The sequence below is a fragment of the Sinorhizobium sp. FG01 genome (assembly GCF_002531875.1).
GTDB classification, from domain to species: domain Bacteria; phylum Pseudomonadota; class Alphaproteobacteria; order Rhizobiales; family Rhizobiaceae; genus Sinorhizobium; species Sinorhizobium fredii_C.
Window position 1 is genome coordinate 517,277 of record NZ_NWTB01000004.1, and the last position, 15,287, is coordinate 532,563.

The following is a 15,287-nucleotide window of genomic DNA, read 5'->3' on the forward strand; positions in this document are numbered from 1 at the left end:
CATTCGTCGTCGAGCAGTTGCTGGTACGCGCCGGCACCTTCGAGCCACAGTCCGCGTTCCCGTTGCCAGGCCTCTCGCTCGTCCATTGCAGCCTCCCGTCCTGTTGCTGCGCGTTCTATGGCAACAACGTCGGAGGTCGCGATCCGATCCCTGCTATTTGCGGATGATGCTTCCGAGAGGGCGCTTCAGCAGGCTCTCGCGCAGCGATCCCGAGGTTGCGGAGGCCGAGAAGCCGCGCTCCGGCACTGCCGGCGTGTTCAGCATTCGCGCGGCGTCTTTTTCCGCCTGCCCGGAGAGGATCTGGTCGCGGATCTGGTTGAAGCGTTCAAGCTGCGGATTGGTCGGCTCGGACCCGCGCGGCAACATTTCGGGCCGATAGGATTCAAGCGCGGACGTGGAGAAATCGTCGCGCAGATCCATCGGCTCGACTTCGTCGGGCGCATCGCCGGTACGATCCTCATAGGGAACCGCCAGGTTGCTTTGGGCGGCAAGATAGCTTTGCTGAAAGCTCGAAATGTCCGGCCCGTTCATGGCGCGCATGCGGCTGACGATCGAACGAAGGTCGACGACCGGCGGCTGATCCTCGTCGACCTTGTCGATGATGCCGTGGGCGCGGGGAAGCCTCGCCTCTTCGACCCGGCCGAAGCGCATGCGCATCGGCACTGCCACGGCCTCGCCGAATGCGATCGCCTCACCGTTGCCGATCGAGGAAATGAAGCTGGTGGTCGACATCGACGAATTGGAAATCGCCGAGCGGATGATTTCCTGGTCCCGGTCGTTGGCGAGCCGCATGGCAAAGACCGTCGAGCATTGCGACAGGATCGTCGGATCGAGCTCGCCCGGGCGCTGCGTGATGATGCCGAGCGACACGCCGTATTTGCGGCCCTCCTTGGCAATCCGGGCGATCGCCTGGCGCGTCGGCAGGAACCCGAGCGTCGGATCGGCGGGCACGTAGCGGTGCGCCTCTTCGCAGACCACCAGCATATGGATGCCGCCATTGCTCCAGAGGCCGATTTCGAACGCCATGCGGCAGAGCACCGAGGCGACCGAATTGACGACCTCGGACGGAATGCCGGCGAGTTCGAAGGTGGCGATCGGCTTGCCTTCGCCCGGTATACGGAAGATCTTGGCGATCGTGTCCTGGATCGTGTCGGTGATCGTGTTCGACGAGAACATGAAGTGATAGCGCGGATCGTTGATCGCCGAGACGATCTTCACCTTCAGCGAGCGCAGATGCGGCTTGTCGTTGCGGCCCTCGAGCCGGCCGATGCGCTCGTCGATCATCGCCAGCAGATCGGCGATGCGGTAGGGGACCGGCGTGTCCGCGGTGATCGAGCTTTTTTCGGTCTGACGGCGCATTAGGCCGGACTCGCCGCCCTTGAAGGCCTTCTTGGCATCCGGGATCACATCGCGCAGGATATCGAGCTCTTCGGGCACGGGCGGCCGACCGCGAAAGAGGACTTCCGCGAATTCCTCGAGGCGGAAGAGCCAGAACGGCAGGTCGAGCGTATCGGTCTCGATGACCACCGCACTCTCCGGAAAGGCGGCCGCGAACTCGTTGTGAGGATCGAGAATCAGGACGCGTAGCTTCGGATCGGCGGCAATCGCCTTGTTGAGCAGCAGTGTGACGGCCGTAGACTTGCCAACGCCGGTCGTGCCGACGATGGCGAAATGCTTCGCCAGCATCGAGGGCACATGGATGGTGGCATCGAGGCTTTCGTCCTGCGTCAGCTTGCCGATGACGCAACTGTCCGCCTGCCGGGAATCATAGATCCGCGCAAGATCGGCTGCACGGATCCGGTGCGCGATGGCGCCGAGATAGGGATAGCGGCTGATACCGGCTGAGAACTCTTCCTGTCCGTCGGGGCGCTTGAAGACTTCGCCCATCAATTCGACCTCGATGCGGAAGGTGTTGTTGGTCTCCTCGCTCCATTCTTCGGCCGCGGTCTGCATGGAGCAGACCAGAGCGACGATCCGGTTTGTGCCGACTGAGATCGAAATCAGCCGACCGACCGACCAGAGTTCGGTGAGGGAGGTCTCGCCCCCCTCGGCCACGGCTGCGATGGTTGCGCGCGAGCCGTTGCACGCGACGACCCGCCCGAGGAAACGGTTCCCCGGCTTCATGCCGTCGCGGCGGTCCTGTTCTCCGGCGCTGATCGGAGCTTGAGTTTCACTGTTGAGCAAGACACACCTCGGCTAATAGCGTTCCAGAATAACGAAACGATTTTAATAAGTGGTTGCGCACTATGGGGCGCCCTTCAGGTTCAAACGGCTCACAATGAACTTCGCTCGCATCCCTAAGCATTGAGGGATGTAGCCACGAATGGCTCGTGTTATCCACGGAATGGACCGGGCAGCCATTCATTTCTCCGCGTCGACGAGGGGGAAGCCATGCCGAGCTTGAGCAATGGGAGCGAGTTGACCGTCTGGGAGGACCTCGACAATCAAAGCCCTGATGCGGTCCTCTTCACGATAACGGCATCGAATGGGGATGTTCTCGGCCCCGTCGGCGCACGCGCGGATTACCCTTTCGGTTCGATTGAAGTGGCTTCGATCGACGTGTTCGACGGGTTCTTCACGATCACGACTTTCACCCATGACGGCAGGACCAAGGTCGCAACGACGATAGAGACCCTCGTCTTCGACAACGAGGGCAGTTACATTCGCAGCTTGTCTGATCAGGCCGCTTATCTTTCGGCCCAGATCGTGTCAGTGACCGCGGAGAGTCCCGACGACATCACGGTGACCTGGATCGGCGCAAATCAATACTTTGGCGGCGAAAACACGCAATACGGCCAACACCAGATCATCCTGCGGGATGGCGCGCTGCACCTGGACAGCTTCGTCAACCATGTCCCCGTAGCGACCGATATGAACTTCACGCTTCTCCCTGGCCAGTCCCTCGACGACGTGGCCTTTAGTGCGGCGGACGCCGATTTCGATCTGCTGGCCTTCATCGTCGTGGAGGGGCCGGCCCATGGCACGCTGGAACAGGAGACGCGCTACGAAAGCGGCTACTATCCATTCCCCCAGGGTGAATACGGGGGCAGCCTTCACTTTCATCAGGATTTCCTCAGTGGAAACCTGTTCGACTACACTCCCGAGGCGGGTTTTCTCGGGACCGACAGGTTCACCATCTACGTCACCGATGGTCAGGGAAACAGCAATCTGGCGACCATCACCATAACGGTCACTCCGCCCGCGCAATCGATCATACTGACAGATGCCGCCGAGAAGATCAGCTATCAGGCATACGATCACCCTGTGCTGGTCGTCGCCGCGGGCGGCAACGACCGGATCGCGGGTAGCCGGTTCGACGATACACTCGAGGACATGGCGGGCAATGACCGGCTGAATGGCGGCGCGGGCAACGACATCCTCAGCGGCGGCGTCGGTCGCGACAAGCTGATCGGGGGGGAGGGAGCCGATACCTTCCTGTTCGACGTTGCCCCGGACACGGCAAGCTGCGACCGCGTCCTCGACTTCTGCGCGGCCGATGACCTGTTCAGGCTGGACGCTGCTGTATTTGCGGCGCTCTCGGTAGGCACGCTGGACAGTGAGACCTTGGCTTTTGGCAAGGCTGCGTCCGACGAGGACGACCGGATCGTATATGACCAAGCTCGTGGGGAGCTATTTTACGATGCGGATGGCACCGGCGGCGCAGATGCCGTTCGGTTCGCCATCGTGAGCCGTGGCACTTCGCTCGCCGCAGAGGATTTCCTTGTGTTCTAAGGGTCCGGTCCGGGAAGGACGTCCGTTAAATCGGCGTTGACGGGTCACGGTTTTCTGTTTATCAAATCGACCCATGAAAAATTTCGCGGTTATTCTTGTGGTGGGACGGCGCATGGGCAGGATGGTGTAACCATCCGGCGGTAGCCACCCATGCGCTGAACGAGGCTCCTGATGGGGCCTTTTTTTATGTCCTCAAACAAGGTAATCACCCCAAGCCTTACAAAAGGGACGGAAGCAGGCCAATGAGCGGAACTGAAAACCAGATGACAGGGGCGGAGATCGTTCTCCAGGCCCTGAAGGACAATGGTGTCGAACACATCTTCGGCTACCCGGGCGGCGCCGTGCTTCCGATCTACGACGAAATTTTCCAGCAGGAAGAGATCCAGCACATTCTCGTCCGCCATGAGCAGGGCGCCGGCCACATGGCCGAGGGCTATGCCCGCTCCACCGGCAAGGTCGGCGTCATGCTGGTCACCTCCGGTCCCGGCGCCACCAATGCGGTCACGCCGCTCCAGGACGCGCTGATGGATTCGATCCCGCTCGTCTGCATCTCCGGCCAGGTTCCGACCCCGTTGATCGGCTCGGATGCCTTCCAGGAATGCGACACGGTCGGCATCACGAGGCCTTGCACCAAGCACAACTGGCTGGTCAAGGACGTCAACGATCTTGCCCGCATCATCCATGAGGCGTTCCGCATCGCCCAGTCCGGTCGTCCGGGTCCGGTCGTCGTCGACATCCCGAAGGACATCCAGTTCGCGACCGGCACCTACACGCCGCCTTCCGCCGTGCCGACGCAGAAGAGCTACCAGCCGAAGACCCAAGGGGACCTCAAGAAGATCGAGGAAGCGGTCGCGCTGATGAAGTCGGCGCGCCAACCGGTCATCTATTCCGGCGGCGGCGTCATCAACTCCGGGTTGGAGGCGGCGCATTTCCTGCGCGAGCTCGTCGACCTCACCGGCTTTCCGATCACCTCGACGCTGATGGGCCTCGGCGCCTATCCGGCCTCCGGCAAGAACTGGCTCGGCATGCTCGGCATGCACGGCACCTACGAGGCCAACATGGCGATGCATGACTGCGACGTCATGATCTGCATCGGCGCCCGATTCGACGACCGCATCACCGGCCGCCTCAACGCCTTTTCGCCGAACTCCAAGAAGATCCATATCGATATCGATCCGTCCTCGATCAACAAGAACGTACGGGTCGACGTTCCGATCGTCGGCGATGTCGGCAACGTCCTCGAAGACATGGTCCGGCTGTGGCACGCGGCGGCAAAGACGGTCGACAAGGCACGGCTGAACGATTGGTGGGGGTCGATCGCCAAGTGGCGGGCGCGCAATTCGCTTGCCTATACGCCGAGCGACGATGTCATCATGCCGCAATATGCGATCCAGCGGCTCTATGAGCTCACCAAGGACCGCGACACCTATATCACCACCGAGGTCGGCCAGCACCAGATGTGGGCGGCGCAGTTCTTCGGCTTCGAGCAGCCGAACCGCTGGATGACGTCGGGCGGCCTCGGCACCATGGGCTACGGCTTCCCGGCCGCTGTCGGCGTCCAGGTGGCGCATCCGCAAAGCCTCGTCATCGACATCGCCGGCGATGCATCCATCCAGATGTGCATCCAGGAAATGTCCTGCGCGGTCCAGTACGGGCTGCCGGTCAAGATCTTCATCCTCAACAACCAGTACATGGGCATGGTCCGCCAATGGCAGCAACTGCTGCACGGCAACCGGCTGTCGCATTCCTATACGGAAGCGATGCCCGACTTCGTCAAGCTGGCCGAAGCCTATGGCGGCGTCGGCATCCGTTGCGAGAAGCCCGGCGAACTGGACGACGCGATCCGCCGCATGATCGACACGTCGGCGCCGGTGATCTTCGACTGCCGCGTCGCCAACCTCGCCAACTGCTTCCCGATGATCCCGTCCGGCAAGGCGCATAACGAAATGCTGCTTCCCGACGAGGCGACGGACGAGGCGGTTGCCAATGCCATCGATGCCAAGGGCCGCCAGCTCGTCTGAGGATAAGGATTAGGAACAAGAGAATGAGCGCACATCTTCAACCGACGGGCTCCGCCTATTTCATCGCCAAGGAGACGGAGCTTGCGGAGACGCACACGCTCTCCGTCCTCGTCGACAACGAGCCGGGCGTGCTGGCCCGCGTCATCGGCCTCTTTTCCGGCCGCGGCTACAACATCGAAAGCCTGACGGTCTCCGAGACCGAGCACGAGGCGCATCTGTCGCGCATCACCATCGTCACGCGCGGCACGCCGCACGTGCTGGAGCAGATCAAGAACCAGCTCGAGCGGCTCGTGCCGGTGCACCGCGTCGTCGACCTCACCGTGCGCGCCGCAGGGCTTGGCCACGACCGGCCGGTCGAGCGCGAGCTGGCGCTCGTCAAGGTGCACGGTTCGGGCGAGCACCGGGTGGAGGCGCTGAGACTTGCCGATGCCTTCCGCGCTTCGGTCATCGACGCCAATATCGATCACTTCGTCTTCGAGATCACCGGCAAGCCTTCGAAGATCGAGCAATTCATCGCAATCATGAAGCCGCTCGGTCTGATCGAGGTCTGCCGCACGGGCATTGCCGCAATGAACCGCGGCCCGCAGGGGATGTGAGGATTGCGCACCTTTGGTGCGCGCCCCGCCCCAACCCCTCCCCACAGGTGGGAGGGGCTTGGCGCCCGCGGCGCGCTCCTGCAATTTCAGTCGCTTTGTGCTCGCTGCAAAGGCCAGGAATTAATTACCGCAGAGGGCGCGGCAGGTTAAGCCCCTCCCACCTGTGGGGAGGGGCATTCTTCCTTTTGGGCAGGGCTATCTTCCTGTGTTCTCAAATCACCTCCAGCCGCATCTTCCGTCTTGGCGGCGGGAAGATGCGATCGAGTTCGGCGAGGTTTTCCGCCGTCAGGTGAATATCCATGGCGTCGCGGTTTTCGCGAGCGCGCTCGGCAGAGCCGGTCTTCGGTATGGAGATCACGCCGGCGCGGGTCTTTAGGAAGGCGAGAGCGACCTGAGCGGGGGTCGCCTGGTGCGCCTTGGCGATATGAACGAGGTCCGCATCGTGGAGCAGGCGCCCTTCGTCGAGCGGCGAATAGGCCATGATCGGCACGCTGCGGTCGCGGCACCAGGGCAGGAGGTCGTATTCGATGCCGCGGCGGCCAAGGTTATAGAGCACCTGGTTTGCCGCGACGCTGCCGCCGCCCGGGACCGATATCAATTCCTCCATGTCGTCGAAATCGAAGTTCGAAACGCCCCAGGCGACGATCTTGCCGTCCCGCTTCAACTCCTCGAAAGCGGCGAGGGTTTCGGCGAGCGGATAGCCGCCGCGCCAATGCAGCAGATAGAGATCGACGCGGTCGGTGCCGAGATGGCGGAGGCTACGCTCGCAGGCGGCAATGGTGCCCGACCGGCTGGCATTGGAGGGCAGCACCTTGCTGACGATGAAGGCTTCGTCGCGACGGCCGCGGACCGCCTCGCCCACAATCCGCTCGGAGCCGCCGTTCCCGTACATTTCGGCCGTGTCGATAAGCGTCATGCCGAGATCAAGCCCAATCTGGAGGCTGCGGATTTCGTCGGCAGCCGTGGTGCGGTTCTCGCCCATCCGCCAAGTTCCCTGACCGAGGACCGGAACCTTGCGCCCATCCGGGAACGTGGTGGTCGGGATAGGATCGTGCATGACATGCGCCCTCGCTCGCTTCTGACGATGACAAAATGGCACCCGGGCGGAAAAAGTCCATGATCTGCGGGCAACAGGAGACCTGATTGAAAATTTCGTCCAATGCCTTGCGAGACCACATTGTCTCACTACAGGCGGCTCATCGATGTTGATCGGCGACGTTCTTTATTGCGCCAAGGCACGATGTCGCTGGGTCCTCCCGAGTTTGGTTGCCTTTCGGAGACGCAAGGCGGGCCATTTCGGTGCGGGACATTCGTTCAACAGATGTCATCTCCCTGCCTTTGACCACGGATGTACTGGCATCGGCAGGTCGAGATGATGAGGAAGGTCGGGTTTTCACCCGGCTTTTCTTCCGGTTTTGTAACCATGACAAGATTTGACTGGTCTTTGGATTTAGGTCAGCTAGCCTGACCTAAATTTCCAAAATGCGGAACGTCGCTGCCGACGACCGTCTCGAACAATGCCTTGGGAGAAATGCATGCAAGCCGATACGCTTCTGGCGTTGTTCCTGTTCGCCTTCACGACATCGATCACGCCCGGCCCGAACAATATGATGCTGTTTGCCTCGGGCGTGAATTTCGGCTTCGCCCGTACGATCCCGCATATGCTCGGGATCGGTAGCGGCTTCTTCCTGCTGTTGATTGCGGTTGGCCTGGGCCTTGGCGCGCTGCTTCACTCCGTGCCGCTTCTCTACACCGGGCTGAAGTTCGCCGGTGGCGCCTATCTCGTCTGGATTGCATGGAAGATCGGATCCTCGCGCCCGCTTGGCGAGGGCAAGTCAGGGGCTGCGCCTTTGACTTTTCTCCAGGCTGCCGCCTTTCAATGGGTCAATCCGAAAGCCTGGGTGATGGCTGTCTCGGCCATGGCCACTTATACCAGTGGCGAACGCTATCTCGCGAGCGTGCTCGTCGTCGGCCTCGTCTTCGCGCTCGTCAACGTGCCGAGCGTCTCGACCTGGGCAGGCTTCGGCTCGGCGCTGAGGCAATGGCTCTCCGAGCCGGCGCGGCTCAAATGGTTCAACATCACCATGGCCGTGCTGCTCGTCGTCAGCCTCTGGCCGATGCTAAAGTAGAGTAACTCTTGAAATATCGATTCCGATTCCCGCCCTGATGCATTAGAAATGGCCGGGTTTCCGGCGGAGGAGGCACGGAATGTCCGAGCATCATCGTGGCCAGGACGGCGATCACGGCCATCACCATCACGACAATCATTTCACCGATGTGGAAGCGCGGGTGAAGGCGCTGGAAACGGTGCTGACGGAGAAGGGACTGATCGACCCGGCGGCAATCGATGCGATCGTCGACACCTACGAGACGAAGGTCGGTCCGAGGAACGGTGCGCGCGTCGTTGCCAGGGCCTGGAGCGATGCGGAGTTTGCGGACTGGCTGAAGCGCGATGCAACGGCGGCGATCGCCAGTCTCGGCTTCACCGGCCGGCAGGGCGAACACATGCGCGCCGTCTTCAACACGCCCGACACCCACAATCTCATCGTCTGCACGCTCTGCTCCTGCTATCCCTGGGCCGTGCTCGGCCTGCCGCCCGTCTGGTACAAGGCGCCACCCTATCGCTCGCGCGCCGTCATCGATCCGCGCGGCGTGCTCGCCGAATTCGGGCTGGAGCTGCCGATCGACAAGAAGATCCGCGTCTGGGATTCGACCGCGGAGCTGCGTTATCTCGTGGTGCCGGAGCGGCCCGACGGCACCGAAGACTTCAGCGAGGAGGCGCTCGCCGATCTCGTCACGCGCGACTCGATGATCGGCACCGGGCTCGCCCTTTCACCGCAGGCCAAGCCATGAACGGGCCTCACGACCTTGGCGGCCAGCATGGCCTTGGGCCGATCGCGCCGGAAAAGGACGAGCCCTATTTCCATGCGGAATGGGAAGAGCGCGCACTCGGGATCACGCTCTCTTGCGGAGCCTTCGGCGCCTGGACGATCGACGAGAGCCGGCATGCGCGCGAAAGCCTGCCCCCCGCCACTTATCTCGCGGCAAGCTATTACGAGATCTGGACTCGTGCGCTGGAAACGCTCCTGAAGCGCCACGGCTTCGTGACCCAAGCGGAGCTCGATGCCGGCCATATGCACGAGAAGGGGCGGGAGCCGAAGCGGGTGCTCAAGGCCGATATGGTGGCGGGCGTGCTCGCCAGAGGCGGGCCTTGCGACCGGCCGGTCGATACGAAGCCGCGTTTCGGCGTCGGCGACCGTGTCCGTACGAAGAACTTCCATCCGGAAACCCACACGCGCCTGCCGCGCTACGCCCGTTCCAAAGTCGGCGTGGTGGAAGCGGTGCAGGGCAGTTTTGTCTTTCCGGACGACAACGCCCACGGCAAGGGCGAGAACCCCCAGTGGGTCTACACGGTCGTCTTTGATGGCGGGGAGATCTGGGGTGAGGGCGGCGATCCTTCATTGACCGTCTCGATCGATGCCTGGGAGAGCTATCTTGAGTCCGTGTAGCACCACCTCTCCACTGGTCGCCTCTGCCGAACTGCCGAAATCGGCGGACGGCGATCCAGTCTTTGCCGAGCCCTGGCAGGCTGCCGCCTTCGCCATGACCGTCCGGCTCCATGAACAGGGCGTGTTTTCCTGGAGCGAATGGGCCGAGGCGCTTTCGACCGAACTCCACAAGCCCGGCCGGAAGCCGGACGGCAGCGATTACTTTGATTGCTGGGTGGCGGCCCTCAGCCACCTGGTCGAGAAGCTTTCCATCACCTCTGGCCCGGAGTTGGAGGCGCTCGTCAGAAGCTGGCAGCGTGCTGCCGAAGGGACGCCTCATGGCAACCCTATCATCCTGGAGAACGATCCGCTGCGACGAGGATGAGTCCGTGGCCTATGAGCCTTCGGACCCCTCGAACTGGCGGTAACACGCGTCGGCGACCCGCTGCAGGAGGCTGCGCGGCACCTCGCCGGTAACCGCGTAGCCGATCTCGCCGTCAATCCAGTAGAAAGTTTCGAGATCGCCCTGGCTCGCGATGCGGAAGCTCGTCTCGCGATTGTCGCTGTTGCGGCCGAGAAGTACGGTGAGCCGCTGGCGGGAGCCGTCCTCATACATCAGCAGGGCGCCCGCCGTGCCGTTGACGGGGATCAGCCGGCCGCCTACGAGCGAAAATCCGAAAGCCGACAGATCCGGAATCTTCAACCCGTAATCGAGCCGCTTGCCGAGCCAGGTGGCGAGATGCGCCTCCTGGTCGGCGCCGACCTCGACCGGATGGCGCACCTCGCTCGCATAGACGAGAAAAGCGGATTGCGCCTGGCGCGGAAGGCTGTCGGTGCTCTCGGCCGCCGCGGGCAACCGATCCCCGGAGACGATCGCAGGGGCGTAGAACCCGGTCAGGGCACCGGCGGCGAAGATCAGGAGACCGGCGGCGATCCGCAGGAGGACGGGCGCAGGGGCCGAGGCAACGCCGTGCCCCCGGCCTCGACGGGCCGAGACCAGCGCCCGATCGCCTTCATGGTCACGGGCATAGGATGCGAAATGGTGCTGGAGCGCAGCCGCCTGGGCCTGCCATTCGCGGACTTCCTGAGCGCGATCCGGGTGCCTTTCGAGCCAGGCTTCGATGCGCCTGCGCTCCGGCTCGCTCAGCTGGCCATCGACATAGGCATGCAGTTCGTCTTCGGAGACGGTGTTGAATTCGTCCGTCATTTCGGTCTCCGCAGGGCGATCACGTTGTCGTCCTTCATCGCTTCGGCGAGCTGGCGGCGCGCGCGCGACAGGCGCGACATCACCGTGCCGATCGGGATAGCCATCATCTCCGCCACATCCTGATAGCGGTAGCCTTCGATCACCACGAGCATCAGCACGGAGCGGTTGTCGACCGACAGCCGCTCCAGCGCGCGCTCGAGCCGCCGGCTTTGCAGGGGGTCGGCATTCTGGTCTTCGGCGACGAGGCCAAGAGCCTCCTCATATTCGACCTCGGGATGCAAGGCGCGATGGCGGTGACGGTTGCGGTAGAGGTTCGTCATGATGGTGAAGGCCCAGGCGCGCAGGTTCACGCCTCGCCATTGCTGCCGGCGCGCCAGCACCTTTTCGACGCAGTCCTGGAGAAGGTCCTCGCCGTCCGTGTCGGATCGGGCGAGGCTACGTGAATAGCGCCTGAGCGCCGGCATGAGGGTGAGGACGTCTTCCTCGAAAGCGTCGGGTGCGGAAGCATCCGCACCTGCTTCCGAATCGTCACGGCCGTGCGACATCCCATTCGCCCTTCACACCGTCACCGGTGATATCGCCCATTTTCTTGTCCTTTACCCAGAAGTAGAGCGGCATGCCGTCCTTTGCCCATTGCTTGCTGCCGTCCTTGCGTTCGACGATCGAATAGGCGCCTTCTGCCATCCCGTCGCCTTCCACCATGAAGGGCGGCCAGTTCTTTGCGCATTGATCATAGCAGGTGGAGACGCCCTTCTGATCATCCTTGTAGGTGTAGAGCGTCATGCCGTTTGCCGCGGCAAGCACCGGACCTTTTTCGCTCTCAACCGTTTTGACGGGCGGTGCCGCGAAAGCGGAAGCGCTGGTGACGAGGCAAATGGTGATGGTCAAGGGGATCGTTCTCATTGCGGGGCTCCTTCCTAGAACCGTTCCAAGCGGGTTCATGGATGAGACACGGCGGGCCAAGAATTTATTCCCTAGGCGCTCGTGCTGGTTGCAAATGACGGGAAGGTGCTTCGCGTTTGCGTTGGGGTGCCGTGACGGCGTCAGGCCCGGTCGGCGACGAAGCGGGCAAGAGCCGGGCCGATCAGCGTGATGATCAGCAGGCGGGCCGTCTGCAGCGCCATGACAAAGGGAAGGTCGACATCGCTCGAGGCGGCGATCACGGCAATGGAATCGAGGCCACCGGGGCTGGTGGCGAGATAGGCTGTCAACGGATCGATGCCGACCGCCTTGGTGAGGAGCAGTGCGAGCAAACCGGAAGAGGCCATCAGCACGAGGATGGAGACGACCGTCGGCACGAAGGCCCGGCGCGCATGCGCGATGATGCTGCGGGTAAAGCCCAGCCCGATGTTCCAGCCGAGCAGCGCGAAGGAGAGCGCCAGCAGCCATTGCGGCAATTCGATCGTCAGCATGCCGGAGACATTGAGAGCCGAGCCGATCGCGAAGGGGACGAGGAAAGCGCCGGCCGGCACGCGCAGCAGCTTGCCGAGGAAGCCGCCGACGATGCCGACGGCGAGCGTCGCAAGGAAGGGCAGGGCAGCGACCGGCGCAAACCAATGGGTTGCCGTCTCGGCCTCCGTGCCGCTGACCCAGAGATGCGCGACCATCGTCGCGGCGCCGGCGACGCAGACGACCCGCAAATATTGCATGAAGGCGACGAGGCGGGCATCGGCGCCATAGGCGTCGGCCATCAGCAGCATGGTCGAGGCCGCACCGGCCGAGGACCCCCAGATCGCCGTCGTTCCAGGCAGGATGCGCATCCGCGTGATCGTCCAGCCGCACAGCGTGCTGACGCCGATCACCGACAGGATGACGGCGAGGAAGAGCGGCCAATTGCTGGAGAAGGTGGCGAACAGATCGGGCCGCATCGAGCCGGCGATCATCATCGCCAGGACGAACTGGACGCAGAAAACGAACTGGCGGGGCAGGCGGATCGTGCCGCCATTCATGCCGACAAGCGCGCCGGCCACCATGGGGCCCATGAGAAGCCCGGCCGGAATGCCCGCCATTTCGAAGAGAGCAGCAAGCAGCAGGGAAAGCACGCCCAGCAGGCACCATTGCCAGATGCGCGGCAAGCGACCAAGCCGGCTGCTTTCGGGGGTCATCGGCGTTGCGGGCTGTTCCGGCTTCAACGGCATTCTCCGGCGAGGACGGCCGCTCGTGCACACAGTATGCAGCCGCCCTGTTGTTAGCAGCATCGCGCGAGCCGTTTCAAGTGCCGTGGCAAGAAACTGCCACAGGCGATCTTGATCCAGACAGGGCTTCGGCGCGCAGCGCATGAAAGTGATTGACGGTGCTCCCGCCGCAGAAGATTTCGCGCTGAAGCCGCTCGACGGCATTGTGACCGCCGAAGCATCCACACCGACGCCAGACAGAAATCCGGGCTTGCGCCTGGCCACCGAATCCTGACACTGCAGGTCATGCAATTCGCTCCGCAACAGGACGAGGCCCTGAAGGCCGTTTCGCGTTGGCTGAAGGAAGGCCGCTCGCCGCTCTTCCGGCTGTTCGGCTATGCCGGCACCGGCAAGACGACGCTGGCACGGCATTTCGCGGAGCACGTCGACGGCGAGGTGCTCTTTGCGGCCTTCACCGGCAAGGCCGCGCAGGTGCTGCGTTCCAAGGGCGCCAGCAATGCCAAGACCATTCATTCGCTGATCTACCGGCCTCGTGGCGAGGAGGAGGTCGCGGACGAGGAGACCGGCAAGACCTCGATCGCGCCGATGTTCGCCATCAACCGCCAGAGCCCGGTCGCCAAGGCGGCGCTGATCATCATCGACGAATGCTCGATGGTCGACGAGGCGCTCGGCAAGGACCTGATGAGCTTCGGCACGCCAATCCTGGTGCTCGGCGATCCGGGTCAGTTGCCGCCCGTGTCGGGCGGCGGCTATTTCACCAATCACGAGCCGGACTATCTGCTGACCGATATCCACCGCCAGGCGCGCGACAACCCGATCATCCAGCTCGCCATGCATGTTCGCGAGGGCAAGGAGATCATGCAGGGCGACTACGGCACGGCACAGATCATCTCCAAGAGCGAGGTCACCCAGCCGCTGGTGCTGGAAGCCGACCAGGTGCTTGTCGGCACCAACCGGACGCGGCGGCGCTACAACCAACGTCTGCGCGAGCTGAAGGGTTTTTCGAGCGAGTATCCTCAATCGGGCGACAAGCTCGTCTGCCTGAGGAACGATCCTGCCAAAGGCCTGCTCAACGGTTCTCTCTGGCAGGTGATGAGCTCGTCGAAAGAGACGGTGAAGCCGGGGATCAACCTGATGATCCGTCCCGAAGAGGATGACATGGACCGCGGCGCGGCGAAGATCAAGCTCTTGAAAGCGGCCTTCGAAGAGGTCGAGGGCGAGATTCCCTGGTCCACCCGCAAGCGCTACGACGAGTTCGACTATGGCTATGCGCTGACCGTGCACAAGGCACAGGGTTCGCAATGGGACAATGTCGTGCTCTTCGACGAGAGCTGGGCCTTCCGCGATACGCGCGAACGCTGGCTCTACACGGCAATCACCCGCGCGGCGGAGCGGCTGACGATCGTCAGGTAATCGTTCTGCGAAGAGTTGCCTCCAAAGGAGCCGCTAATGCCGTCGACCGGTTTGCTGATCACCTTTCTCGTCACCACCGCCGTATTCGCCTATGTGCCGGGACCGGCCATGCTCTACGCGGCCGCCCAGACGATGGCGCGCGGCCGCTGGTCCGGTGTGATGGCGACGCTCGGCATTCACATCGGCGGCTATGTGCACGTCGCTGCGGCTGCTGCAGGGCTTTCGGCCCTCTTTCATGCCGTGCCCACACTTTATCTGACCGTCAAGCTGGCCGGTGCCGCCTATCTGATCTGGATGGGTGTTTCGCTCTTCCGTGCCAAGGCTCAAGGCGATGTGGTATTGCCGGGGGTGCAGGCGAAATCGGGCCGGCGTGCCCTTTTCGAGAGCGTCACAATCGAGGTTCTCAATCCGAAGACCGCGATCTTCTTCGTTTCCTTCCTGCCGCAGTTCATCGACACGTCAGCCACACTTCCCGTATGGGTGCAATTCGTCGTCCTCGGGTCGATCGTCAACCTGATGTTCTCGTCGGCGGACATCCTCTGCGTCATGCTCGCCAGCGTGCTCGTATCGAGGCTCAGGCATTCAAGTCGCACCCAGCGTCTGGTTCAGCGCGTTGGCGGCGCCACGCTCGTCGGATTGGGCGCCCATCTCGCCCTGCAGAAGAACTGACAGAATGGCCGCTTTCGTCATACGGC

Annotated in this window: 16 protein-coding genes; 10 read left to right on the forward strand and 6 right to left on the reverse strand. The window is 62.8% G+C overall.

Annotation, left to right across the window (positions count from 1 at the left end; all coding sequences use genetic code 11):
- Window positions 1–153: 153 nt before the first annotated feature.
- Window positions 154–2,124 (reverse strand): ATP-binding protein, encoded by a 1,971-nt coding sequence (locus CO656_RS07925; RefSeq protein ID WP_172900186.1) that lies wholly within the window; start codon window positions 2,122–2,124, stop codon window positions 154–156.
- Between the two features lie 267 nt (window positions 2,125–2,391).
- Between CO656_RS07925 and CO656_RS31225 the strand changes: the two genes are divergently transcribed.
- The 3 genes from CO656_RS31225 (at window position 2,392) to ilvN (ending at window position 6,349) form a co-directional block, all read left to right on the forward strand.
- Entirely contained in the window at window positions 2,392–3,732 is a 1,341-nt protein-coding gene (locus CO656_RS31225) for an Ig-like domain-containing protein (protein WP_097525365.1), read from the forward strand.
- Between the two features lie 242 nt (window positions 3,733–3,974).
- Window positions 3,975–5,753 (forward strand): acetolactate synthase 3 large subunit, encoded by a 1,779-nt coding sequence (locus tag CO656_RS07935; RefSeq protein ID WP_097525366.1) that lies wholly within the window; start codon window positions 3,975–3,977, stop codon window positions 5,751–5,753.
- A 23-nt stretch (window positions 5,754–5,776) separates the two neighbouring features.
- A complete protein-coding gene (gene ilvN / locus CO656_RS07940; protein WP_012708543.1) occupies window positions 5,777–6,349 on the forward strand; it encodes an acetolactate synthase small subunit in 573 nt (190 codons plus the stop codon).
- 211 nt (window positions 6,350–6,560) lie between these two features.
- Here the strand turns inward: ilvN and CO656_RS07945 are convergent, their stop codons facing one another.
- Window positions 6,561–7,406 (reverse strand): aldo/keto reductase, encoded by an 846-nt coding sequence (locus tag CO656_RS07945; RefSeq protein ID WP_097525367.1) that lies wholly within the window; start codon window positions 7,404–7,406, stop codon window positions 6,561–6,563.
- Between the two features lie 478 nt (window positions 7,407–7,884).
- Here CO656_RS07945 and CO656_RS07950 point away from each other — a divergent pair, with 478 nt between their 5' ends.
- From CO656_RS07950 to CO656_RS07965, 4 genes are all read left to right on the forward strand, one after another.
- On the forward strand, window positions 7,885–8,478 hold the full coding sequence (locus CO656_RS07950; RefSeq protein WP_097525368.1) for a LysE family translocator: 594 nt from the start codon (window positions 7,885–7,887) through the stop codon (window positions 8,476–8,478).
- Window positions 8,479–8,557: 79 nt separating this feature from the next.
- Entirely contained in the window at window positions 8,558–9,202 is a 645-nt protein-coding gene (gene nthA / locus CO656_RS07955; RefSeq protein WP_097525369.1) for a nitrile hydratase subunit alpha, read from the forward strand.
- Window positions 9,199–9,858 carry a nitrile hydratase subunit beta gene (gene nthB, locus CO656_RS07960; protein WP_097525370.1) on the forward strand — a complete coding sequence of 220 codons (660 nt, stop codon included), beginning with the start codon at window positions 9,199–9,201 and terminating at the stop codon, window positions 9,856–9,858. The genes nthA and nthB overlap by 4 nt, the downstream gene beginning before the upstream one ends.
- Window positions 9,845–10,222, forward strand: coding sequence for a nitrile hydratase accessory protein (locus tag CO656_RS07965; RefSeq protein ID WP_097525371.1), 378 nt, complete (start codon window positions 9,845–9,847; stop codon window positions 10,220–10,222). The genes nthB and CO656_RS07965 overlap by 14 nt, the downstream gene beginning before the upstream one ends.
- A 9-nt stretch (window positions 10,223–10,231) precedes the next feature.
- Here the strand turns inward: CO656_RS07965 and CO656_RS07970 are convergent, their stop codons facing one another.
- From CO656_RS07970 to CO656_RS07985, 4 genes are all read right to left on the reverse strand, one after another.
- On the reverse strand, window positions 10,232–11,044 hold the full coding sequence (locus tag CO656_RS07970; RefSeq protein WP_037415713.1) for an anti-sigma factor: 813 nt from the start codon (window positions 11,042–11,044) through the stop codon (window positions 10,232–10,234).
- The gene (locus CO656_RS07975; protein WP_037386789.1) at window positions 11,041–11,589 is read right to left on the reverse strand and encodes an RNA polymerase sigma factor; all 549 of its coding nucleotides are present in this window, start codon (window positions 11,587–11,589) and stop codon (window positions 11,041–11,043) included. Before CO656_RS07975 ends, CO656_RS07970 begins: the two co-directional genes overlap by 4 nt.
- Complete coding sequence (locus CO656_RS07980) at window positions 11,573–11,947, reverse strand: hypothetical protein (protein WP_097525372.1); 375 nt, start codon at window positions 11,945–11,947, stop codon at window positions 11,573–11,575. The genes CO656_RS07975 and CO656_RS07980 overlap by 17 nt, the downstream gene beginning before the upstream one ends.
- A 140-nt stretch (window positions 11,948–12,087) precedes the next feature.
- A complete protein-coding gene (locus CO656_RS07985) occupies window positions 12,088–13,176 on the reverse strand; it encodes an AbrB family transcriptional regulator (RefSeq protein ID WP_097525373.1) in 1,089 nt (362 codons plus the stop codon).
- Window positions 13,177–13,321: 145 nt separating this feature from the next.
- Between CO656_RS07985 and CO656_RS31230 the strand changes: the two genes are divergently transcribed.
- Genes CO656_RS31230 through CO656_RS07995 form a run of 3 tightly spaced genes read left to right on the forward strand, consistent with a single transcriptional unit; the run spans window position 13,322 to window position 15,261 of the window.
- On the forward strand, window positions 13,322–13,453 hold the full coding sequence (locus CO656_RS31230) for a hypothetical protein (protein ID WP_272938890.1): 132 nt from the start codon (window positions 13,322–13,324) through the stop codon (window positions 13,451–13,453).
- A gap of 11 nt (window positions 13,454–13,464) precedes the next feature.
- Window positions 13,465–14,592, forward strand: a complete 1,128-nt coding sequence (locus CO656_RS07990; RefSeq protein ID WP_097525374.1) for an ATP-dependent RecD-like DNA helicase — start codon at window positions 13,465–13,467, stop codon at window positions 14,590–14,592.
- 36 nt (window positions 14,593–14,628) lie between these two features.
- A complete protein-coding gene (locus tag CO656_RS07995; protein ID WP_097525375.1) occupies window positions 14,629–15,261 on the forward strand; it encodes a LysE family translocator in 633 nt (210 codons plus the stop codon).
- Window positions 15,262–15,287 lie beyond the last annotated feature (26 nt).